At 64.8% G+C, this 21,295-nt stretch carries 23 protein-coding genes; 3 read left to right on the top strand and 20 right to left on the bottom strand.

Annotated features, from left to right (window positions below; translation table 11 throughout):
* Positions 1-257 precede the first annotated feature (257 nt).
* Positions 258-1,187 (top strand): HutD/Ves family protein, encoded by a 930-nt coding sequence (locus ACCQ03_RS15010; protein WP_372359826.1) that lies wholly within the window; start codon positions 258-260, stop codon positions 1,185-1,187.
* 245 nt (positions 1,188-1,432) lie between these two features.
* Here ACCQ03_RS15010 and ACCQ03_RS15005 read toward each other — a convergent pair whose 3' ends face one another.
* From ACCQ03_RS15005 to ACCQ03_RS14935, 15 genes are all read right to left on the bottom strand, one after another.
* Positions 1,433-3,214 (bottom strand): flavodoxin domain-containing protein, encoded by a 1,782-nt coding sequence (locus ACCQ03_RS15005; protein ID WP_209225927.1) that lies wholly within the window; start codon positions 3,212-3,214, stop codon positions 1,433-1,435.
* The gene (locus tag ACCQ03_RS15000; protein WP_017157691.1) at positions 3,211-4,182 is read right to left on the bottom strand and encodes an FAD:protein FMN transferase; all 972 of its coding nucleotides are present in this window, start codon (positions 4,180-4,182) and stop codon (positions 3,211-3,213) included. Before ACCQ03_RS15000 ends, ACCQ03_RS15005 begins: the two co-directional genes overlap by 4 nt.
* A gap of 206 nt (positions 4,183-4,388) precedes the next feature.
* Positions 4,389-5,192: a DUF4198 domain-containing protein gene (locus tag ACCQ03_RS14995; protein WP_057679611.1), complete on the bottom strand. Its 804-nt coding sequence runs from the start codon at positions 5,190-5,192 to the stop codon at positions 4,389-4,391.
* A 181-nt stretch (positions 5,193-5,373) separates the two neighbouring features.
* Complete coding sequence (locus tag ACCQ03_RS14990; RefSeq protein ID WP_209225929.1) at positions 5,374-5,889, bottom strand: DUF2271 domain-containing protein; 516 nt, start codon at positions 5,887-5,889, stop codon at positions 5,374-5,376.
* A gap of 21 nt (positions 5,890-5,910) precedes the next feature.
* Positions 5,911-6,552, bottom strand: coding sequence for a PepSY-associated TM helix domain-containing protein (locus ACCQ03_RS14985; RefSeq protein WP_057679613.1), 642 nt, complete (start codon positions 6,550-6,552; stop codon positions 5,911-5,913).
* Positions 6,553-6,559: 7 nt separating this feature from the next.
* Positions 6,560-7,318: a tetratricopeptide repeat protein gene (locus tag ACCQ03_RS14980; RefSeq protein WP_209225932.1), complete on the bottom strand. Its 759-nt coding sequence runs from the start codon at positions 7,316-7,318 to the stop codon at positions 6,560-6,562.
* The gene (locus ACCQ03_RS14975) at positions 7,311-7,997 is read right to left on the bottom strand and encodes a Fe2+-dependent dioxygenase (RefSeq protein WP_209225935.1); all 687 of its coding nucleotides are present in this window, start codon (positions 7,995-7,997) and stop codon (positions 7,311-7,313) included. Before ACCQ03_RS14975 ends, ACCQ03_RS14980 begins: the two co-directional genes overlap by 8 nt.
* A gap of 48 nt (positions 7,998-8,045) precedes the next feature.
* Entirely contained in the window at positions 8,046-10,364 is a 2,319-nt protein-coding gene (locus ACCQ03_RS14970) for a TonB-dependent receptor (RefSeq protein WP_209225937.1), read from the bottom strand.
* A 344-nt stretch (positions 10,365-10,708) separates the two neighbouring features.
* Entirely contained in the window at positions 10,709-11,038 is a 330-nt protein-coding gene (locus ACCQ03_RS14965; protein ID WP_057679617.1) for a non-heme iron oxygenase ferredoxin subunit, read from the bottom strand.
* Positions 11,035-11,574 carry a GNAT family N-acetyltransferase gene (locus ACCQ03_RS14960; RefSeq protein ID WP_057679618.1) on the bottom strand — a complete coding sequence of 180 codons (540 nt, stop codon included), beginning with the start codon at positions 11,572-11,574 and terminating at the stop codon, positions 11,035-11,037. Before ACCQ03_RS14960 ends, ACCQ03_RS14965 begins: the two co-directional genes overlap by 4 nt.
* A gap of 142 nt (positions 11,575-11,716) precedes the next feature.
* A complete protein-coding gene (locus tag ACCQ03_RS14955) occupies positions 11,717-12,961 on the bottom strand; it encodes a cysteine desulfurase (RefSeq protein ID WP_057679619.1) in 1,245 nt (414 codons plus the stop codon).
* A complete protein-coding gene (sufD, locus tag ACCQ03_RS14950) occupies positions 12,958-14,220 on the bottom strand; it encodes a Fe-S cluster assembly protein SufD (RefSeq protein WP_057679620.1) in 1,263 nt (420 codons plus the stop codon). The genes ACCQ03_RS14955 and sufD overlap by 4 nt, the downstream gene beginning before the upstream one ends.
* Positions 14,220-14,984 carry a Fe-S cluster assembly ATPase SufC gene (gene sufC, locus ACCQ03_RS14945; RefSeq protein WP_017158996.1) on the bottom strand — a complete coding sequence of 255 codons (765 nt, stop codon included), beginning with the start codon at positions 14,982-14,984 and terminating at the stop codon, positions 14,220-14,222. Before sufC ends, sufD begins: the two co-directional genes overlap by 1 nt.
* Before the next feature lie 108 nt (positions 14,985-15,092).
* Complete coding sequence (sufB, locus tag ACCQ03_RS14940; protein WP_057679621.1) at positions 15,093-16,550, bottom strand: Fe-S cluster assembly protein SufB; 1,458 nt, start codon at positions 16,548-16,550, stop codon at positions 15,093-15,095.
* Positions 16,551-16,565: 15 nt separating this feature from the next.
* Positions 16,566-17,024 carry an SUF system Fe-S cluster assembly regulator gene (locus tag ACCQ03_RS14935; protein WP_003487759.1) on the bottom strand — a complete coding sequence of 153 codons (459 nt, stop codon included), beginning with the start codon at positions 17,022-17,024 and terminating at the stop codon, positions 16,566-16,568.
* A 172-nt stretch (positions 17,025-17,196) separates the two neighbouring features.
* On the opposite strand from ACCQ03_RS14935, the gene ACCQ03_RS14930 reads away from it, so the two are divergent.
* Together ACCQ03_RS14930 and ACCQ03_RS14925 are read left to right on the top strand one after the other, a co-directional pair.
* A complete protein-coding gene (locus tag ACCQ03_RS14930) occupies positions 17,197-17,664 on the top strand; it encodes an SET domain-containing protein (protein WP_003487757.1) in 468 nt (155 codons plus the stop codon).
* Between the two features lie 101 nt (positions 17,665-17,765).
* Positions 17,766-18,308: a type 1 glutamine amidotransferase domain-containing protein gene (locus ACCQ03_RS14925; RefSeq protein ID WP_057679623.1), complete on the top strand. Its 543-nt coding sequence runs from the start codon at positions 17,766-17,768 to the stop codon at positions 18,306-18,308.
* 115 nt (positions 18,309-18,423) lie between these two features.
* Here ACCQ03_RS14925 and ACCQ03_RS14920 read toward each other — a convergent pair whose 3' ends face one another.
* The 5 genes from ACCQ03_RS14920 to ACCQ03_RS14900 form a co-directional block, all read right to left on the bottom strand.
* The gene (locus ACCQ03_RS14920; RefSeq protein ID WP_017157677.1) at positions 18,424-19,020 is read right to left on the bottom strand and encodes a YceB family lipoprotein; all 597 of its coding nucleotides are present in this window, start codon (positions 19,018-19,020) and stop codon (positions 18,424-18,426) included.
* A 55-nt stretch (positions 19,021-19,075) separates the two neighbouring features.
* Positions 19,076-19,432 (bottom strand): hypothetical protein, encoded by a 357-nt coding sequence (locus ACCQ03_RS14915; protein ID WP_081022750.1) that lies wholly within the window; start codon positions 19,430-19,432, stop codon positions 19,076-19,078.
* 242 nt (positions 19,433-19,674) lie between these two features.
* Positions 19,675-20,016, bottom strand: a complete 342-nt coding sequence (locus ACCQ03_RS14910; protein WP_003489901.1) for a DUF3861 family protein — start codon at positions 20,014-20,016, stop codon at positions 19,675-19,677.
* Positions 20,017-20,073: 57 nt separating this feature from the next.
* On the bottom strand, positions 20,074-20,715 hold the full coding sequence (locus ACCQ03_RS14905; RefSeq protein WP_057679625.1) for a M23 family metallopeptidase: 642 nt from the start codon (positions 20,713-20,715) through the stop codon (positions 20,074-20,076).
* Between the two features lie 102 nt (positions 20,716-20,817).
* On the bottom strand, positions 20,818-21,243 hold the full coding sequence (locus ACCQ03_RS14900) for an HU family DNA-binding protein (protein WP_017159922.1): 426 nt from the start codon (positions 21,241-21,243) through the stop codon (positions 20,818-20,820).
* Positions 21,244-21,295 lie beyond the last annotated feature (52 nt).

Here is a 21,295-nt window from a genome sequence, read left to right as displayed (position 1 = left end):
CAGCAAAACGTGTCGGGAATCTTCAGCTGAGATGGACTGCGCCGCAAAGCCTCAAAGCGTTCGAGCGACTCATGCATACGAGCATCGGTAGAGCCCGCCTTACGATGGTCGTGTCGTAGCCCGCCGCTAGATATTCAGGTCACTGGCTACGCGTCTTGCCGATAAAGGCGGACGACTATGCGTCTTGCCGAGAAAGGTAGGCGACGCGGCAACATACGGCCTGATCTCGAGGCGCGAGCTTGAGGCACAATGCGCCGATGCAGCTGACAGACCTGAGCAGCCGGGTGATTCCGGCCAATGAGTACCGCCGTGAGCGGTGGCGCAATCAGTTGGGTTGGACTCGGGAGATCCTGCGCCTGGGCAATACGGCGCAGTGGGCATTGCGGTTGTCGATTGCCGAAATCGAGCAGGATGCCGCGTTTTCGGCATTCGCAGGCATCGATCGTGAGTTGGTGCTGCTTCGGGGTAACGGCATGCGCTTGATGTTCGGCAGTGGCGATGCCGACACCGACACCAACACCAACACCCACACCCACACCCACACCCACACCCACACCCACACCCACACCCACACCCACACCCACACCCACACCCACACCCACACCCACACCCACACCCACACCCACACCCACACCTGTGCTCGCAAGAGTGGCAGTGCTAGCGCTCACGCGAATGGCAGCGCCACAACTGCTGGAATCCAAACCGCTGCGGATGCCCGGAAGGGTGCTGGTCCGGACACTAGTGGCGCAGGGAGTGCTGACGAGCATGCTGCTGTCGATGGCTCGTGGGGCGCGGGTGAGCGCCTGGGTGCAAACGCTTCGCGTAGCAGGTGTGTCGACTTAGTGCCGCCCTATCAGCGCGTGCGATTTGCCGGCGAAGAGGCGGTTGAGGCGGTGTTGCTGGACGGTCCTACCCAGGATTTCAACCTGATGTGGCGGCGCGACTTGCTGCAGACCGAGCTGCTGCATCGTCCGCTGGTCGGCACCATGTTGTTCTTTGCCGACCCGGGTAGCGCCTGGGCGATTCATCTGCTTGCCGGCCAGGCGAGTTTCGGGCGGGACAGCGGTTTGCCGCCGTTGGCGGCTGGCGATACCGCATGGCTGAGCGCAGCGACGCGCACCCGTTACGTGCTCGACGGTGGCGGCGAATTGTTGGCGATCCGGGTGAGTCCGTTGCCGGAACATTGAACTTGACCGACAGCGCTACTCAGTCCTGCCTGCGGCGACTCGGTCGGTGGCCACGCGCCCCTACTGCTTGCGTACAGTTCGGATATCTTGGATGTACGTTTGCCCGCGGTTTGCGTCCGGCGCATTTGTGGGGCGAGCGGGCAGGTGTCCTGTGTCGAAGGCATGCTGGATGAAATGCGGACCAGTGCGTCGACGCGTGTCTGGCCGATTATTGGCGTGAAGGTTTGGCGGCGCGGTGACGCGGATCAGTACACATCGCGTCGGTACCGGCCGTCGTGTAGCAGTTGCTGCCTGACCGATGCACCCAGGATATTGTCTAGCGCCTGGTCTACCTCCGGCGCCATGCCGCGCAGGCTGCCGCACACGTAGAGGCAGGCGTCTTGTTCGACCCATAGGCGCACGTCGGCGGCCGCTGCAGCCAGCGCGTGTTGCACATAGCGTGCAGATTGGTCCTGATCGCGCGAATACACGCGGTCCAGACGTTCGAGCCAGCCGGCGTGTTGCCATTGCTGCAGTTCGTCGGCGTAGAGCGCGTCTTGCGCAGCGTTGCGTTCGCCGAACACCAACCAGTTGCGCCGCGCTCCGGCAGCGATACGTGCGCGCAGATGCGCGCGCAGGCCGGCGATGCCAGTGCCGTTGCCGATCAGCAGCATGGGCCGATCGGGAGCCGGCGGGTGGAAGCCGGGGTTGCTGCGTAGGCGCAATGCAATCGGTGCGCCGATCGGTGCATGCACGCACAGCCAGCCGCTGCCCAGGCCCGGGCTGCCGTCGCTGTGGCGGTGCTGGCGTATCAGCAGCTCGATATGACCTTCGTCGGGGAGGGAGGCGAGCGAGTACTCGCGATGAGGGAGGGCCACCAGATTGCGCACCAGCGTTTCCATCTCCAGTGGCGATGCGGTGCCGATCCCGGAAGCTGTTTCCGGGAGTGCAGTCGCCTGTGCTTTCGTCTCTTCGGTTGCGTTGCCTGCGATTGGCGCTAGATCCACCGGAGCAACGATTTTTGCGTCAAGCCTTGCAGCTGCTCGTTCCGCTGCTTTTCGGGATGGGGCTGCATGTTTCTCCCTGTGGGCAGCCAGATCGGCGGGAAGCTGCGCGCCGCTGAGCCAGTCGCGCAGCATGCGGTTGTCGATAGACTGCGTGCCATCGTAGCGATGCCGCTGCAACCAGGCGTCCACCGTGGCGGCTGGATGGCGTGGCGCGATCTCGGCGATGTCGCCTGCTTTCCACGTGGGTAACTGGCCATCGCACGGCGTCAGCCGCAGCCGATAGATCGGCGAGCCGGCACTGCCGGGATTGACGTGGATGCGCTCGCGCAGTTGCCAGGCTGCGTAGGTCGGTACGCTCCAATCCGGCTGCGTCGCGAGTGCGGGGGCCAGTTTCGCCAGTTGTCGCTGCCACTGTTGCAGCGCCTGTGGGTCGGCGTTGTCGACCTCGATGCGCGCGAACAAGGGTGCGGCACCGCGTGCCTGCAGGCGATCGTCCAGGCGCCGACCGAATGCGCAGAACTGCGTGTAGCGCCGGTCGCCTAGCGCCAGTACGGCGTAGCGGAGTGCGGCCAGATCCTGGCCGTCACCGGTCAACCAGCGATGCTCGGCGGCCTGCAGATGGTCGGGTGCATCGCCTTCGCCGGTGGTGCTGACAATGCACAACAGCCGCGGCACGCGCGCGAGTTGGCTGGCATCCACGGCATCCAACGGCAGCGCCACCGCGCCTATCCCAGCCGACTGCAAAGCGGCGGCGCTGCGTTCGGCCAGTTCGCGCGCGAACCCGGTCTGGCTCGCCCAGGCGATCAACACGCCGCTGGCGTCGCCGCGTTGCGCGCTAGCGCCGATGGATGAGCGCCATACGACGAGCGCGCAGAGAGCGGCGTATGCCACCACGCCCAATGCCGCCAGTTGCCAGCGGTGCGGCGTCGGTGGGCTCCACCACGCGCCGTCATGCAGGCTGCCGAACCATCCGAGCAGCGCCGCCAATGCAAGCAACACCAGGCTGTTGCCAAGCCGGGCGCGTGGTCGTGCAAGATTCATGACGCAGCCAGATGCTGTTCGAAGGCAGGGCTCATCGATTCGTGCAGCGCGCCGTCGTTACGCGACAGGAAGCGCACCGCAAGATGCGCAGTGCGCGCATGGGCGAGTCCATCATCCACGCCGAGCACCGTCATTGCCGTGGCCCACGCATCTGCGTGCATCGCATCGTTTGCGAGCACGGTGACCGCGGCAGGCGCATGCGGCACCGGTACGCCGGTGCGCGGGTCGAACGTGTGCGCGTAGCGGACGCCGTCGGCGTCGAAGCGGTGCCAGCGATCCCCAGAGGTAGCCACCGCCAGCCCATCCAGCGCGAGGACGCGTGCCGGCAATGCCGCGCCTGCATCTTCGTCGGGTGCCGATTCCACCAGCACGCGCCACGCGCTGCCATCGGGTTTGCGACCGTATCCGAACAATTCGCCGCCGACTTCGATCAACGCGCTCGCGATGCCGGCCTGCATGAGCGCGTGGTGTACGCAGTCCACGCCAAATCCCTTGGCAATCCCCGAAAGATCCAGCGCCACTGCGCCAGGCTGCAGCACGCGCATGCCGTCCAGATCCAGGCGCTGCCAGCCGCAACGCAAGCCGGCCAGCCCGATCTGCTCGCGCGAAGGCACGCGTCGTCGGCCGCCGGAGGCGCCGAAGCCCCACAGCTCGACCATCGGGCCGATGGTGGGATCGAAGGCGCCGCCACTGGCCTGGGCGATGTCCAGGGCGGCGCGTAGTACCGCGTGGAACTCGGCAGGCAGCGTCTGCCAATGACCCGCGCTCGCACGGTTGTAGCGACTGATGTCCGAGTCGGGCTCCCAGGTGCTCATCTGCCGGACGACACGATCCAGTGCGGCCTGGATACAGGCATGCAGCGGATGCAGGTCGCGCCCGCGCGGCGCCACCAGCTTCACGCTCCAGGTGGTGCCCATGCTGCGGCCGCCCAGGGTGGCGATTTCGTGGTTGGAAGGCGCTGCGGGCATGGCGTGACAGGGTGGGTGCGGGAAGCGGCAGCATGCCGCAAAGGTGCCCTTGCTGCCGTGCCTGACCGCTGGAGGCCAAGAACCTCGCGATCGGTCGTCAGTGGCTGGAAAGTGCGCAGAAACCGGTATGCGCGAAGGGTATTCACCGCAGCATGCGACGGTCGCGCCCGCCTGGCGGCGAGCGCTGTGGTTTGTGCGTGCCGCTCTTATTGCGGCAGCACTTCCAGCGTGGCGACATAGCCCAGGCGACGTTGCTTGGCCTGCGGCAGCGAGGTCTTTGTGTCTTCGCTGGTGGTTTCCAGCCAGTACATTCCGGCTTCCGGCCAGGTCACGCTGAAGCCACCCTTGGCATCGGTCTTGAGCTTGATCTCGTTTTGCGCATTGCGGTACCGGGTGCCACCGCGCACGATGTCGATCTCCAGCCCGGCGGCCGGTTTGCCGTCCAGCTGCAGGGTGAATTGCGCCGCTTCGCCGGCGACCAGATCGTTGGGGTGCGTTACCGGAATCAGCTCGATGCCCTTGCCGCTGGGCTTGAACACGATGGTCGACGGTGCACCGCGGGTGACGAAGGTTTCCACGCGGTTGAGCGATTGCGAGACCTGCAATTCCTTGGCGTTTTTCGGCACTTCGGTGGCGAAGCTGGCTTCGTTGCCGCGCCAGCGTTTGGGTTTGCCGTCTTCCTTCCAGCTGGCGAACAGGCCTGCGTTGACGATGGCGAGCTTGTAGGTGCCGGGCTGGGTGAGCTGCAGGTCGAACACGCTGCGGTATTTGCCGGTCGCCGGGTTTTCCGGCGTGAGCGCACTGCCATCGGGGGCGGTGATGCTCAGGTTATCCAGTCGCAGCGGCACGTGGTTGAAGTAGAACAGATCGTTGGACACTGCGGCATCCACGGTGATCCATGGCGCATCGCCAGCGACGACGGTCTGCGACGGCAACAACCAGGCCTTGTGGGCGAGTGCGCTGACCGGCAGTGCGGCAAGCAGGACGACCAGGACGAGCGAGCGTTTCATGACGACTCCTTGAAAGACGATGACGACGATGGGGCGCATGTCGGAGCAGCGCGAGATTGCAACGCTGTCCGGGTACGTAGAAAGCGCCAGGTGTGAAGCGACACGCGTTGCCGCCATGCGCGAGGTATGCACTGTGGAAAAATCGACATGCTGGAGAGCACTGCCAACGCCAACGCGGTGTTCAGGGCTTTGCCACCAGGCTGATCGCACCGAGCTCGCTGCTACCGCTGGCTTTGGCTGTTTGCGCGGACGTCGCCGGCCAGGTGAAAGGCAGCTTGACCAGCTCGCGGCCGCCAACTTCGCGGGCGGCTTCCACCACCAGCGTGTATTGCCCCGCCGGCAGCGACTTCAATGCGCCCTTGGTGTCGGAGAACGACAGCGCATGCGCGCCGGCCGGCCGGGTGGGGCCGGTGACGCCATCGACCGGCACGCTCAGGGTGCGGCCGCTCTTGCGCCACCACTGGCGCAGATCCGGCAGCCATTTGGTGCCGTGGCCTTCGGCGGTGTCCCTGGATTGATACCAGACCGCCAGATTGGCGGCGACCTCCTGATCTGCGCCTTCCAGCCAGATCGCGACATATGGGCGGTGGTATTCGGCGACGGTGAGCTTGGGGATTTCGACATTGATGTCGAGCGTGGCCGCATATGCGGGCATGGCGAGCAGGCAGCTCAAGGCGATGGTCAACGTGACGCGCATGATCGTCTCCGGTAGAAAGGTTCAGTGGATCAACAGCAGGGCAAGCAGCAACGGAATCAGCAGGCCCAGGCCGACCAGCGGCCAGGTCATGCGCCGCTGCCGTGCATGCAGGTGTAGAAGGAACAGGCCGGTGATGCAGAACACTAGGCAGGCGATGGCGAACACGTCGATGAACCAGCCCCAGGCCGGCCCGGCATTGCGGCCTTTGTGCAGATCGTTGAGATAGGCCACCCAGCCACGCGAGGTGCGCTCGTATTCGATTGCACCCGTCGTGCGGTCCAGGCTCAGCCACGCGTCGCCGCCTGGGCGGGGCAGTGCGACATACACTTCGTCGGCCGACCATTCGCCGGTGCGCGCGCCGATGCCGATGTCGAGCTGGCGTCCCAACCATTGCGCCACACGCGGCGGCAGCGGTGCATTGCCGTCCTGCCGGTTGCCCAGCGTGTGCAGCAGGGCAGGCGGCAGCGTCAGCGAGCGTTGCTCGGTCGATGGGCTGGCTTCGATGCGTGCGGCGTGGTTCAAGGTCAGTCCGGTGACCGTAAACAGCAACATGCCGATCAGGCACAGCGCCGAGCTGATCCAGTGCCACTGATGCAGCATGCGCAGCCAGAAACCGCGACGTTGCTGTGCGCTGGCGAGGTGAGCGTGGTCTGAGGTCGACATGCTGCGCTCAGGCCACCTGTTCGGAAACGCAGGGCTGCAGTTGTCGCTGCCGTGCAGCCACCTCGTGCAGCAAGGCGCGCAGGCGTGGATGGTGCGCGCCGGCCAGCAGTGGCGCAAGCTGCTGCAGAAAGCCGGCGTGGCCACCTGCGATGGCGCGACGCATCCATGTCTCGGCCTGATCCAGCTCGCCGCTGTCGGCAAGCAGCGTGGCGTAGCCGGCCTGGCCGCGGAAATCGCCCGCTTCGGCAGAGCGCCGGTACCACACGCATGCGGCCATGGGATCTGCAGCGCAGGCCAGGCCCTGGTCGAGAAAGCGCGCCAGGAAGTTCATCGACTTGGCATGACCGGCTTCGGCCGCGCGGCGGTACAGCGCCAATGCCTGCGCATGGTCCTGCGCCACGCCGCGCCCGGAGGCGTACATGTGCGCCAGGTTGTACATGCCCCACGCCAGGCCATGGTCGGCGGCGCGGCGATACCACAGCACGGCCAGCACCTCGTTGATGGCCGTGCCGAACCCGAGCTCATGGCAGCGGCCAAGCTGGTTCATCGCCTCCGCACACCCTGCGTTGGCGGCCACTTCGTACCACAGCATCGCGGCAGCCGGATCTGCGGCAATGCCGCGTCCTTCGGCATACATCTGTGCGAGCAGCAGCTGTGCGCCTACGTCATGGTTCGCAGCGGCGTTGTGCAAGAGCGCACGTGCCTGTTCCGGCTGCCCGCGCAGCAATGCGCTCAGCTGCGCGATGTCCAGCGCCGGCTCAGACATCGGCCCATTGCCGCAACAGGTTGTGGTACACGCCGGTGAGCTGGATCAATGAGGGATGCCCGGGCGTGTCCTGGGTGAGGCGGCGGATCGAGACATCCAGTTCGAACAACAGGCGGCGCTGCGCAGCGTCGCGCAGCATGCTTTGTGTCCAGAAGAAACACGCCACACGCGCGCCACGCGTGACCGGCATGACCCTGTGCAGACTCGTGCCCGGATAGATCACCAGGTGCCCGGCCGGCAGCTTGACCGACTGCGTGCCGTAGGTGTCCTCGATGACCAGCTCGCCACCGTCGTAGCTGTCCGGGTCGCTGAGAAACAGCGTGGCGGAGACATCGGTGCGCACCGCTTCGGCACCGCCGCGACTGCGGTCGTAGCGCACCGCGTTGTCCACGTGATAGCCGAACGACTGCCCGCCGCTGTAGCGATTGAACAGCGGCGGGTAGATCCTGCGCGGCAACACTGCCGAGAAGAACGTGCTGCTGCGCGCCAGCGCCTCCAGCACCAGCGCGCCGGCTTCGCGTGCGACGGCGCTGTCTTCGGGCAACTGTGCGTTGTCCTTGACCTGTGCCGATTGGGGGCCGGCGGTGATGCGGCCGTCTGACCAGTCGGCCACGTCCAGCTGCGCGCGCAACTGGCCGAGTTGCGCGTGGCTGAGCACATCGGGGATGGGCAACAACATGCGGTGGTCTCCACGCCGCCCGCGCTGCGCGGACGGCATGCCTGAGGGTTAGAAGCTGAAGGTGGCGTTCAACACTGCCGAGCGGCCATCACCCGGCAATGCCCAACCGCTGCCCGCCGTGACGGTTCCTGCGGCGTTGACAGTGAGGTTGTTGCGGATGCTGGTGTAGTACTCCTTGTCGAACAGGTTGTTGACGTTCAATTGCAGGCTGAGCCACTCGTTGACGCGCAGGCCGACCATGGCGCGGTGCACCCAATAGGCGTCGGTCTTGCGATACACCGCGGTCGAGGTGTTGTTCGGGTAGAAGCTGCCCTGATAGTTGACGCCGTACCCTAAGGTCCACTGGTTGAGCTGGTAGGTGGTCCAGAGGTTGCCGGCATTACGCGGGGTCTGCACCAGCTCGCGCCCGGCGATGGGGTCGCCTGTGAGGCTGGCGGTGCGATTGGACACGCTCTGCAGCACTTCGCTGTCCAGGAAAGTGTAGTTGGCGAAGATGGACCAGCGCTCGGTCAGGTAGCCGGCCGCGCCCAGCGCAATGCCGTCCACGCGCGCCTTGCCGTCCAGCACCTGCTCGGGGACCAGCGGGTCGCCGCTGTTGACCTTGTAGTTCTCGCGTTCGTTGCGGAACACTGCGGCGGTCAGCGCCAGGCGCTCGTCCAACGCATCCCACTTGCCGCCCAGTTCGATATTGACCGCGGTTTCCGGTTCGACATTGCAGTTGGCACCCACCGTGGAGGTGGCAATCGGCGTGCACGAGCCGTTGACCGAGGCCTTGGAGGGCGTCTTCGCATTTGCATAGGACAGATACAGGCTGGCGTTGTCGACCGGCTTGAATACCAGTCCGGCGCGATACGAAAACAGATCGTCCTTGCTGCCGGCCGGGAAGCCTGCGGCCACGCCGGTGATGCCGCCGGTGGCGTTGACGGTATAGGTGGTGGTGTCGCCTTCGTTGTGCTCGTAGCGGCCGCCCAGGTTGAGCATCCACTGCTCGTTGAACTGCAAGGTGTCGAACAGGTACACCGCCTGGTTGGTCAGGCTGCCCTTGCTGCGGCCGGTGCGGAAATAGTTCTGCGGTCCGGTCCAGATGTTGTACGGGTTGTCGAACGACTGCAGCGGGTAGGTGATGCCGGTGGTGGAGCCGTCGGCATTGCGGAACAGCGAACCGCTATCCAGTTCGAAATCTTCCTTGCTGAAGGCGACACCGGCGACGAGGCGATGTTCGATGGCGCCGGTGTGCAATGTGGCGGTCAGGTCGGTCTGGCTGTGCGCGATGAAGTTTTCGGTATCGCGCACCAGTCCGCGCGGCCCGCTGTTGGGGTTCCAGGTCGACGGTGGCTGGCCTACGCAGGCGCGGCCGGTGTAGGCGTTGGTGTTGTCGGGCAGGCACCAGGTGCCCTCAGGTGCAGTGGCGATGGTGCGCTGATCCACGCGCTGCAAGCGCGCCAGGCTGCGCAGTTTGACGTTGTCGTCGAAGTCCATTTCCAGCACGCCGGTGAGCATGTCCACGTCGATGTCCTGGCGCGACACATTGCGATAGCCGTAATAGGTTTCGCGGTCCACGCCCGGCAACGGGCCATCGTTGAACGGGCTGAGCGCGAACGGCACGCCGTACTGCGGCAGGTTGTTGTCGTGCTGGTGCAGGTAGCTCAGCGTAAAGCGCGTGTCCGAACCCAGGCCGAACGCCACCGACGGAGCAAAACCCCAACGGTGACGGAATTCTTCGTCGCGGCCCGGCACGTCCTGGGTGTGGCCCATCGCATTCAAGCGCACGGCAATGCCGTTTTCGAAGTCGTAGTTGCTGTCGGCAGTGAGGCGGCCGTAACGGTCGCTGCCGCCGCCGATCATGACGTTGGTGAAGTCGCCCTGGCCGGCAGTCTTGGTGACCAGGTTGATGTTGCCACCGACCGAGCCTGCGCCGGACATGGCCGAGTTGGCACCGTTGATGAGCTCGACGGATTCGAGGTTGAAGGTGTCGCTGCGGCTGTACTGTGCGCTGTCGCGCACGCCGTCGGTGGTGATGTCGCTGCTGGCGGTGAAGCCGCGCAAATTGATGCTGTCGCCATAGCCGCCGCCGCCTTCGCCCGCGCCGAAGGTGATCCCGGGCAGGGTGCTGAGCACATCGCGCAGCGACAGCAGATTCTGCTGGTCCATGGTCTGCTTGGTGACCACGGTAATGGTCTGCGGCGTGTCGCGCAGCGCTTCTGTGTACTTGGGCGAAGACGGCTTTTGCGCACGTTCCTGCTGCACCCGGATCGCATCCAGATCCACCGCCCCTGGAGGCGCCGCCACATCGTCGGGCTGGGCGAAAGCGGGGGCGGACAGCGTCAGCAACACGGCCGAAGCGAGCGGGGAAATGCGAGGCGTCATGGAAGGTCTCAAAGAGGAGTCGAGGCTCCCACCTGGCGATGGCTCGGCGGATGCGGGATGGAATGCGTGGGCGCTGCGCCGGCTAACCTGAAGCGCTGCGCCGACAGTCGCCCGAACCAGGCAAGCTGAAGCGCTGCGCGAGGGGGCGCAGGCGGAGCGAACGAGCGGGGCGGGTGTCGAGCAGGGCTGGTTGCATGGGATCGCAGACAGGCTAGTTGTTAAGAAGGCCTTAAGGATGCGATCTTAAATGCAAATCATTCTTCTTTGCAATATTTGCGAGTCGATGGCAGGCGCTGTAACGTGGCGCCGTCGAGCGGAACGGCCGCCGCATCGCATCGCGTCAGTCAGCGGTCGTCGCGGGTCCAGATGCCGTCGTGTTCGCGCTTGACCGGGAACTTGGGCACGGCCGTGTAGGCAGGTGCGCATAAAGGGCGGCCGTCGCGAATATTGAAGCGCGCGCCATGCAATTGGCATTCGATGGTGCCGGCAACCGGATCGAAGCTGCCGGGCGACAGCTCGTAGTCTTCGTGGCTGCAGCGGTCTTCCAGCGCATACAAGGCGCCATCGAGGTTGAACACCACGATCGGCGTGTCGGTGACCTCGTCCCAGACGGTCTGCATTTCACCGGGCAGCAGCGCATCGCTGGCACAGACGAAGGTCCAGGTGTCGCTCACGGGGTCGGCTCGTGCAACTGCTTTTCCAGCACCTCAAAACGCAGATCCTGGCGCAGCGGAATGCCGAAGCGCTCGTCGCCATACGGGAAGGGTTTGACGATGCCGGTGCGGCGATAGCCGCGGCGTTCGTAGAAGGCGATGAGTTCATCGCGCACATCGATGACGCTCATGCGCATCACCGGCACCTGCCATTGGCGATGTGCAAGGCGCTCGGCTTCGGCCAACAGCGTCTTGCCGAGCCCGCTGCCCTGCAACGAAGGATCCACCGCAAACATCCCGAAGTACCCGGCGCCGTGGTCGTCGGCGATATGCGCACAGGCCACCGGACGCCCATCCTGTTCGACCACCAGCACCAGGCTGCGTTCGCGCAGGATATCGTCGCGCAGCACGGCCGGATCGATACGCGCACCCTCGAGAATATCGGCCTCGGTGGTCCAGCCCACGCGGCTGCTGTCGCCGCGATAGGCCGAGGTCACCAGCAGGACAAGGGCGTCGATGTCAGCGACGGTGGCGGTGCGGAAAGTGGTGGTCTGCATGGACACAGTTTAATCGGGAATGGGGAATGCGGAATGGGGGGAAGCGCTGCGCTGCCCGATGAGCCGTGTTCCATGCATCGCATGTCACCGGCGTTCGGGAGAACCGCTCTTTCGATTCTCCATTCCCGATTCCCGATTCTCATCAGCCCAACAGTCGACGCACCTTCACCAACGCGGCGACGAAGCGTTCGATTTCGTCGTGCGTGTTGTAGAACGCCAGTGACGCGCGGCAGGTGGCGGCGACACCGTAGTACTGCAGCAGCGGATGCGCACAGTGCTGGCCCGAGCGCACCGCGACGCCTTCCAGGTCGAGCAGGGTGGCCAGGTCGTGCGAATGCGCACCTTCGATCAGGAACGACACCACCGCGGCCTTGTCGGGCGTGGTGCCGAAGATGCGCAGACCATCGATGCGTTGCAGCTCTTCGGTGAAATGGGCGAGCAGCTCGGCTTCGCGTGCTTCCACATGCGCCAGCCCGAGCGATCCCAGGTAATCGACTGCCGCGCCCAGGCCGACGAAACCGGCGATGTTGGGCGTGCCGGCTTCGAACTTGTGCGGCGCATCGTTGAAGACGGTGTTCTCGAAGCTGACTTCCTTGATCATCTCGCCGCCGCCCAAAAACGGCGGCATCGCCTGCAGATGCTCGCGACGTGCCCACAGTGCGCCGGTACCGGTAGGGCCGCACATCTTGTGCCCGGTGATGGCGTAGAAATCGCAGCCGATGCTGGCCACGTCGATGCGCCGATGCGGTGCCGCCTGCGAGCCGTCCACCAGGGTGACGATGCCGCGCTTGCGCGCTTCGCGGCAGATCTCGCGTACCGGGTTGACCGTGCCCAGCACGTTGGACACGTGGGTGATCGCCAGCAGTTTGACGTCCGGGGTCATCGCCTTGCGCAAGGCATCCAGATCCAGCGCGCCGTCGGGCGTGATTTCGGCCACGCGAATGGTGGCGCCGGTACGCTGGGCCACCAACTGCCACGGCACGATGTTGGCATGGTGCTCCATGCGCGAAATCAGGATCACATCGCCGGCGCCCAGCCGCGGCAATGCCCACGAATACGCCACTAGATTGATCGCAAAGGTGGTGCCGCTGCACAGCACCAGCTCATCGGCGCGGACGTTGAGAAAACGCGCCAGTTTGCTGCGCGCGCCCTCGAAGGCGTCGGTCGCTTCGCTGCCGAGCGCATGCACCGCACGGCTCACGTTGGCGTTCTGGCGCCGGTAGAACTCGTCGGTGGCGGCAATCACCTGCAGCGGCTTCTGGCCGGTGTTGGCGTTGTCGAAATAGATCAGCGGCTTGCCATGCACCTGCCGCATCAGCAGCGGGAAATCCAGGCGCACACGGTCCCAGTCGGGCGCTGCGCTGGGCGAAACGGCAGGCATGTTCATGCCACGCCCGCCGAATTCAATGCACGGTCCAGTTGCAACGCCAGCACGGCACTCAAGGCGGCCGGCAGCACGCGCAAGGGCTCATGACAGAACGCGGCACTCAGCAGGCGCTGCGCCTCTTCTTGCGGCAAGCCGCGCGAGCGCAGGTAGAACAAGGCGTTGTCGTCGAGCTGGCCCACCGTGGCACCATGCGCGGCCTGTACTTCATCGGCATCGATCACCAGCACCGGCTGGGTGTCGATTTCGGCGTTGGACGACAGCAGCAGATTCTTGTTGGACAACCGTGCATCGGTGCCGTCGGCACCTGTGCGGATGCGGATGCCCCCATGGAACACCACGCGGCTGCGGTCTGCGCCCACGCCGCGCCATAACAGTTCGCAGGCGGTGTCGCGCGCGATGTGCTCGATGCCCAGGCGCGTGTCCACATGCCGGCGGCCGTTGCCGAGCAGCACGCCATTGGCGGTCAGCCGGGCGTTGTTGCCTTCCAGGCGCACGTTGAGCTCGTGCCGCGACAGGCCGGCACCCAGCTCCAGGTCCACACGCTGGTAGCGCGCCTCGCGCGCCAGCACCGCGTCGGTGCGCAGCAGCGACGTCGCATGTGCGCTGCCGGCCTGCACGCGCGCGTGCGACAACGCTGCACCCTGGGCCAGATGCACATGCATCACGCTGTTGTCCAGATGCGCCGCATCGCCGACATGCAGGTGATGCTCGACGACCTGCAATGCGGCGCCGGCACGCAATTCGATCAGGTGGCGGTGATGCCACGACAGATCCTGCTCGCCGGCCACGCCGACGAACACCAACTGCAGCGGCAGTGCGATCTGCGCGCCGGCATGCACGCGCACCAGCACGCCTTCGTCGGCAAGCGCGGCATTCAGGCGCGCAAAGACTTCATCGCTGCCGTCGAAACGGCGGCCCAGCAACTGCTGCGCCTCGTCGCTCGCAGCCAGCGATGCAGACAAGGTGTCCAGCTGCACGCCTTCCGGCAACGTGGACAGATCGCTGAGCGCTTCGGACGGGCGGCCGTTGACGAAGATCAGGCGCGGCGACGGGATGTCGTCCAGCGCGGCCGCATCCACCAGCGTCGGCACCAACGGGGCAGGCTGGAAGCTGCGCCGCTCTAGCTGCCGCAACGAGGTGTATTTCCAGGCCTCGGCACGTGGGCCGGGCAGGCCGGTCTGCAGGGCGGCATCGAGCTCGGCGCGGCGTGCGTCACCACCGCAGAAACCGCGCGCCAGGGAATCGAGCAGGGCGCTCATCAGGCGGCAACCTCAGGCACCACGCGGTCCTTCAGGAAGTGGTAGCCATGCTTTTCCAGCTCCAGCGCCAGTTCCGGGCCGCCGCTCTGCACGATGCGGCCCTCGGCCAGCACATGCACCACGTCCGGTTTGATGTAGTCGAGCAGGCGCTGATAGTGGGTGATGACCAGGAACGAACGCTCGGGCGAACGCAACGCGTTGACGCCGTCGGCCACGCTCTTGAGCGCATCGATGTCCAGGCCGGAATCGGTCTCGTCCAGGATGGCGAGCTTGGGCTCGAGCACCGCCAGCTGGAAGATCTCGTTGCGCTTCTTTTCGCCGCCGGAGAAGCCTTCGTTGACGCCGCGATGCAGCAGCTCGTCCTTCAGGTGCAGCACGGCCAGCTTCTGCCGCACCAGCTTGAGGAACTGCATCGAATCCAGCTCGTCTTCGCCGCGCGCCTTTCGCTGCGCATTGAGCGCGGCGCGCAGGAAATAGGTGTTGTTGACGCCGGGGATTTCCACCGGGTACTGGAAGGCCAGGAACAGGCCGGCTGCGGCGCGTTCTTCCGGCGGCAGGTCGAGAAGATCCTTGCCGTCGAACTGCACGCTGCCTGCGCTGACCTCATAGCCATCGCGACCGGCCAGTACATTGCCCAGCGTGGATTTACCCGCGCCGTTGGGACCCATGATGGCGTGCACCTGGCCGGGCTGGATGTCCAGCGACAGGCCCTTGAGGATGTCTTTGCCGGCGATGCTGGCGTGGAGGTTGGTGATCTTGAGCATGGGATTGGGGATTCGAAATTTGGGATTGGTAAACGCGAGTCAGCCGGTCGGCATCGGTGTGGGGTTCTGCGAATCCCCGATCCCTAATGCCGAATCTCTAAGGCAGCGTCAGCCGACGCTGCCTTCCAGCGAGACTTCCAGCAGCTTCTTGGCTTCCACCGCGAACTCCATCGGCAGTTCGCGGAACACCTGCTTGCAGAAGCCGTCGACGATCAATGACACCGCATCTTCCTGGCTGATGCCACGCGCGCGGCAATAGAAGAGTTGGTCGTCGCTGATCTTGGAGGTGGTGGCCTCGTGTTCGACGGTGGCGCCCGGGTTCTTCACCTCGATATAGGGAAAGGTGTGGGCGCCGCATTGCTTGCCGATCAACAGCGAATCGCACTGCGTGTAGTTGCGTGCACCGTCGGCATTGCGGTCCACCTTGACCTGGCCGCGATAGGTGTTCTGACCACGTCCAGCACTGATGCCCTTGCTGACGATCTTGCTCTTGGTGCGCTTGCCGATGTGGATCATCTTGGTGCCGGTGTCGGCCTGCTGACGGTGGTGGGTCAACGCGACCGAATGGAATTCGCCCACCGAATCGTCGCCAATCAGCACGCAGGACGGATACTTCCAGGTGATCGCCGAGCCGGTTTCGACCTGGGTCCAGGTCACCTTGCTGCGCGCGCCACGGCATTCGGCACGCTTGGTGACGAAGTTGTAGATGCCGCCGCGGCCTTCCTCGTCGCCCGGGTACCAGTTCTGCACGGTCGAATACTTGATTTCTGCATCTTCCAGCGTCACCAGCTCGACGACCGCTGCATGCAGCTGGTTCTCGTCGCGCATCGGCGCCGTGCAGCCTTCCAGATACGAGACGTAGGCCTTGTCTTCGCACACGATCAGGGTGCGCTCGAACTGGCCGGTATGGCCGGCATTGATGCGGAAGTAAGTGCTCAATTCCATCGGGCAACGCACGCCCTTGGGGATGAACACGAAACTGCCATCGGAGAACACGGCCGAGTTGAGCGCGGCAAAGTAGTTGTCGCCCACCGGTACCACGCTGCCCAGGTACTGCCTGACGATCTCCGGGTGCTCCTTGATGGCCTCGGACATCGAACAGAAGATCACGCCCTTTTCGGCCAGCTCCTTGCGGAAGGTGGTGCCGACCGAGACCGAATCGAACACCGCATCCACGGCGACCCCGGCGAGCTTGGCGCGCTCGTGCAGCGGCACGCCCAGCTTGTCGTAGGTGTCCAGCAATTCCTTGGGCACCTCGTCCAACGAGGCATATTTCGGGCCCTTGGGTGCGGAGTAATAGCTCAGCGCCTGGAAGTCGATCGGCGCGATCTGCAATTTTGCCCACTCCGGCATCGGCATCTTCAGCCAGTGGCGATAGGCCTCAAGACGCCAGTCGGTCATCCATTCCGGCTCGTCCTTCTTGGCCGACAACGCACGGATGATGTCTTCGTCCAGGCCGGGCGGGAGTGAGTCCGATTCGATTTCGGTGATGAAGCCGGCGTCGTAACGTCGACCCAGCCGTTCGAGGATCTGCGCATTCTGCGGAGGAGCAAGTTCGGTGGCCATTGGGCTGCCTACAGGTCAGGTGGTCGCGACGCGTGCGGCGATGGAACGCCGTCGGGTGTCGCCAGGGAGAGAGAGGGGCTGCAACATCTGCGCGAGCGTGACGCGACGCAAGGCATCGCCGACCACGTCGTTGATCAGGCGCCAGTTCGATCGCACGCCGCAGCGCTGCGCAATACCGCACTGGCTGTGGTCCTGGCTGCATTCGGTGATCGCCAGCGGACCTTCCATCGCTTCGACGATCTCCACCAGGGTGATGTCGCTGGCGGCGCGCGCGAGCCGGTAACCGCCGTGCACACCGCGCAAGCCTTCAACCAGGCCTGCCTGCGACAACGGCTTGAGAATCTTGCTGACAGTCGGTGCTTCCAGGCCAGCCTGTTCGGCCAATTCGCTTGCGCTGAGCACCTGATCGCAGCGTGCCGCCAGGACGGTCAGCACCACGGTGGCGTAATCGGTGAGTTTGGTGACGCGCAGCATGGGGAAGGCGGAATTCTAAAGCGGACCGAAATTGTACTCTTTCCAGCAGGGCGGGGCCAACGGCGTGGTTCAGCCGCCGGCAAGCGTGGCCCGTTGCGGCGCATGCTGCGCTTGTGCTTGGCGCATTGGCGCGCTGCGGTCACAATGAGCGGCCCCATCACTGGACCCCTACATGTCGCGCAAAGTTGCCGCCCGCAAGTCTCGTATCCACGGCAATGGCATGTTCGCCCTCGCCCCGCTCCGCAAGGGCGAGCGCATCATTCAATACAAGGGGCGGCTGCGCACGCATGCCGAGGTGGATGCCGACGACACGGGCGATGTGGAGAGCGGACATACCTTTTTGTTCACGCTCAGCGACGACTACGTGCTGGACGCCAATTACGAAGGCAATGTCGCGCGCTGGATCAACCATAGCTGCGATCCCAATTGCGAGGCGGTGATCGAAGAAGCTGAGGGCGACGACCGCCGCAAGGACAAGATCTTCATCGAGGCCAAGCGCGACATCAAACCCGGCGAAGAGCTCACCTACAACTACGGCATCACCCTCGCCGAGCGTCATACGCCGCGCCTGAAGAAAATTTGGGAATGCCGGTGCGGCTCGAAGAATTGCACCGGAACGATGTTGCAACCCAAGCGCTGAGCACGTGGAGCGTGGCGCGCACTGACGCCACGCACACATCGGTTCACAACTGCGCAACGGCGTGATTCCTAGGGTTTGGGCTTCTTTTCGAGGAGCCCCTCATGTCTTATTCGCTCTCTGGCAAGACCGTCGCCGTGCTGGCCACCGATGGCTTCGAGCAATCCGAACTGACCGAACCCAAGCGCCTGCTGGAAAGCTGGGGCGCCAAGGTCGAGGTGATCGCGCCCGGAGATGGCGCGCAGATTCGCGGCTGGAATCACACAGACTGGGGCGATTCGGTAACGGTCGATCGGCAGCTCGCTCAGGCAACGGCCGAATCCTACGACGCACTGGTGTTGCCTGGCGGTGTGCTCAATCCGGACACGCTGCGGACCGACGAACAGGCAATCGCGTTCATTCGTGCGTTTTCGACCGCGCAAAAACCGGTGGCAGCGATCTGCCATGGACCGTGGTTGTTGCTCGAAAGCGATTTGGTCCGCGACCGCAAGGTCACCTCATGGCCGTCGGTCAGGACGGACCTGATCAACGCCGGTGCGCGCTGGCAGGATGCCGAAGTGGTGGTCGATGGCCAATTGATCACCAGCCGCAAGCCGGACGACATTCCTGCATTCGCCGCAGCCGTGGCCAAGGCCCTGGCTGCATAGGTTCCTCACGGGCCCGTATCAGCTTGAGACAAGAAAAGACCCGGCGCGGATGCGTCGGGTCTTCCAGTGTGGAGCGTTGCACGGATAGCGTCACCGACGCGAATACCAAGCAGGCCTACTTCCCGGACAGCGCTGCCGCGGGCACCAGCTGCTCGATGTTCTGGTTGAAGTTGACCGCAACCCGCCCGTTCTGGATGCCGACCGATTCCACCTGCACCGCACCCATCATGGACGCAATGGCCGGATCGATCCGGTAGATCGGCTCCTTGCGCGCGTAGTCGGCCAGCCAGGTATTGAGCAGCTGCCGCGTGCTGTGGTCGAGCTTTGCGCCGGCGTGGGCGGGGCGGAAGTCGTCGATGCTGGGTTGGTCGAGATAAAAGCCCTGCTTGGCCACGTCATAGCGCAGTGCGCTGGTCAAGGTGACGTTGCCGACCGGTGCGGGAGCGCCGCCTGCGGTCGCTACGGCGAGATCGAACGCCATCTTCAGCCGATCGCCTGGCGGCAACGATAGCGCCGGGTTACTGACCGTCATGGCGATCAGCCCGCCCAGCGTGTCGTGTGTCTGCGGGAAGCGGCCACCCAGATACTGCTGCAGGTCGCTGGCCTGCACGCTGATCTGTTTTCCCTGGATCTGCGGCGCAGCCCAGGCGCCGGTGATGGGCATTGCCAAGGCGAGGGCGAGCATGGATCCGGCAAGCGAACGCAGTTTCATCGAGTGACTCCGGCAACAGGTGACATCACCTTAGTCGGCGCCGGTGAACCACGGGTTAGCGCAATACCGGCTGCAGCGTGGCCGAATAGATTTCCCAGCTATTGCTGCCGGCACGAGGCTGCAGTCGGTATGCGCCGACCAGGCGTTGGGTGCCGGTGGTGGTGCGTACCGTCAATTGAACCGGCACTTCGATACGCTGTGGTGGCTGCGCCTGATCCAGTGCAAAGGGCGGGTCGTTGTTGATGCGCATCGACTGGATATTGGCGATGGCACGCAAGGCCGCATCGTCCGGCACCGGGGGAGGGCGACCGCCGGTCCATAAGGCATCGGCCTGCGCGCGCGCCGCTCCCGGCAATGCACCGAGGTAGCGTTGAACGGTGGCGCTTGCTTGCGCGTAGTTGGCCAGCGTCATGGGATCGGTGGGATCAGTTGCAGGGTTAGGTGATGCGGCGGTGGTGTCGGCAGCGGCGTCATCGCGCGGGCGCGGTGCGCTCGCAACGTGCGTCGCCGACGCGTCATTTGCCTGCGGATCGCCAGTGCGATGACAGCTGCAACCGGAAAGTGCGGCTGCGACAACGAGCATCCCCATCAAGCGCATGGCGCGTCCCCATCCCCGAGGTGCGCAGTGTAGCGGGTACGTGCGGCGATGCGTCTTCAGGCGCCGGTGGCGGGGTGCACGCGCTGCAGGCGTTCCAGCAGCAGCTGCAGTTTGGGACGCAATGCGTCCAGCGCATCGCTGGGCTGGGCGCGTGGGCGGGCCGCCAGGTCTTCCAGCAACTGCGAGCCTACGGTCAGTGCCGCGCATTCGTCGCTGCTCAGGTCGCGGCGCAGGTGCAGTTCTTCCAGTAGCCGCATCCAATCGGCGCGCGAACGTTGTTCGAATTCGATGGTGCAGCGGTCGTCACAGGGGCGGCCGTCGTTTTCGATCGGCGTGACCGTGATGCGATAGCGTTTGCGGGACATATGGGTCGCGTCGTTCTGGGCTGTGCTCACCATAGGCGTAGGACGCAATCGTCTCGATAGGGCGGCTCATGACGCAGTGTTCCAACGTGCTCAGTTTGCTGGCCGAGCGGCAGGTTTGCGCAGGAGTGGCAGCGGATCGTACGCACCGTTGCGTCCATAGACACCATAGTGCAGGTGCGGCGGCGTGCCGCGCGCATTGCCGGTGGTGCCGACCTTGCCGAGCAGGGTGCCGGGCTCGACCACATCGCCTACCGCTAGGCCGGCAGCCCAATCGTCAAGATGTGCGTAGTAATGCCGTTCCATCGCCGGACCCAGCAGCCAGACCTGCTTTCCGCCCAGGCCCTGGTCGCGGATGGCGCTGACCACGCCGCGCGTCGCGGCCACCACAGGCGTACCGCGTGGCGCGAAGATATCCACGCCCGCATGCGTGCGGTCGCGGCCGCGGGGTGCGCCAAAGGTGTCGGCAATCTGTCGCGCACGCACGCCTTCCACCGGCACATGCAACTGCGCAGGCGGCGGCATTTGCGACAGCTCCCAACTGGTACGGAGCTCATGGGCGATTGGCAGCTGCCAGGCCCAACGCGCGGCCACCGCCAGCACGCACAACAGCGCAATGGAGACAACAATGCTGCGCAGCCGACGTGCGGGGCTAGGTGTGGACGCTCGGCGTGGCGACGATGGCAGGGTGTTCGACGGACCGCTCACGTGCACCTGCAGATGGCGAATCAGCATGCAGGGTAGGGCACTACCGATGAGCGGTATGTGCTGCACTTTTTGGGACGATAAAAAAAGACGGCCCGCAGGCCGTCTTCGTGATACCGGATGCGTGCTCGATTAGAGCGCCGCGTCCTTCAACTTCTTCAGTGGACGTGACTTGAGCTTGGTGGTCGCCGGCTTGGCGGCGAAGATCTGCTCTTCCTTGGTGAACGGGTTGATGCCCTTGCGCTTCGGCTTGGCCGGCACGTGCACGGTGGTCAGCTTGAGCATGCCCGGGATGGTGAAGCTGCCGACGCCCTTCTTGCTCAGCGAGGCGTGTGCGGTGGCTTCCAGCGACGCCAGCACGGAGCGGACGTCCTTCGGAGCCAACTGGGTGCTTTCGGCAATGTGCGCGACCAGGCCGGTCTTGCTCAGTGCTTCCTTGATCGGCTTGGGCGCAGCGGACTTGGCAGCAGCGGCCTTGGCCGGCTTTGCGGTCTTGGTCGCGGCGACCTTTTTCACTGCCTTCTTGGGGGCAGCCTTCTTAGCGGCGGTTTTTGCCATGAGTGATGTGTTCCGTATTCGTTGGTGGTGTTGGGTCTGCCGACCCAGTCGG

The organism is Xanthomonas sp. NCPPB 3569, assembly GCF_041475645.2.
GTDB classification, from domain to species: Bacteria; Pseudomonadota; Gammaproteobacteria; order Xanthomonadales; family Xanthomonadaceae; genus Xanthomonas; species Xanthomonas phaseoli.
Note: the sequence above shows the minus strand (reverse complement) of the source record. Positions and strands in the feature narration are given on the sequence as shown.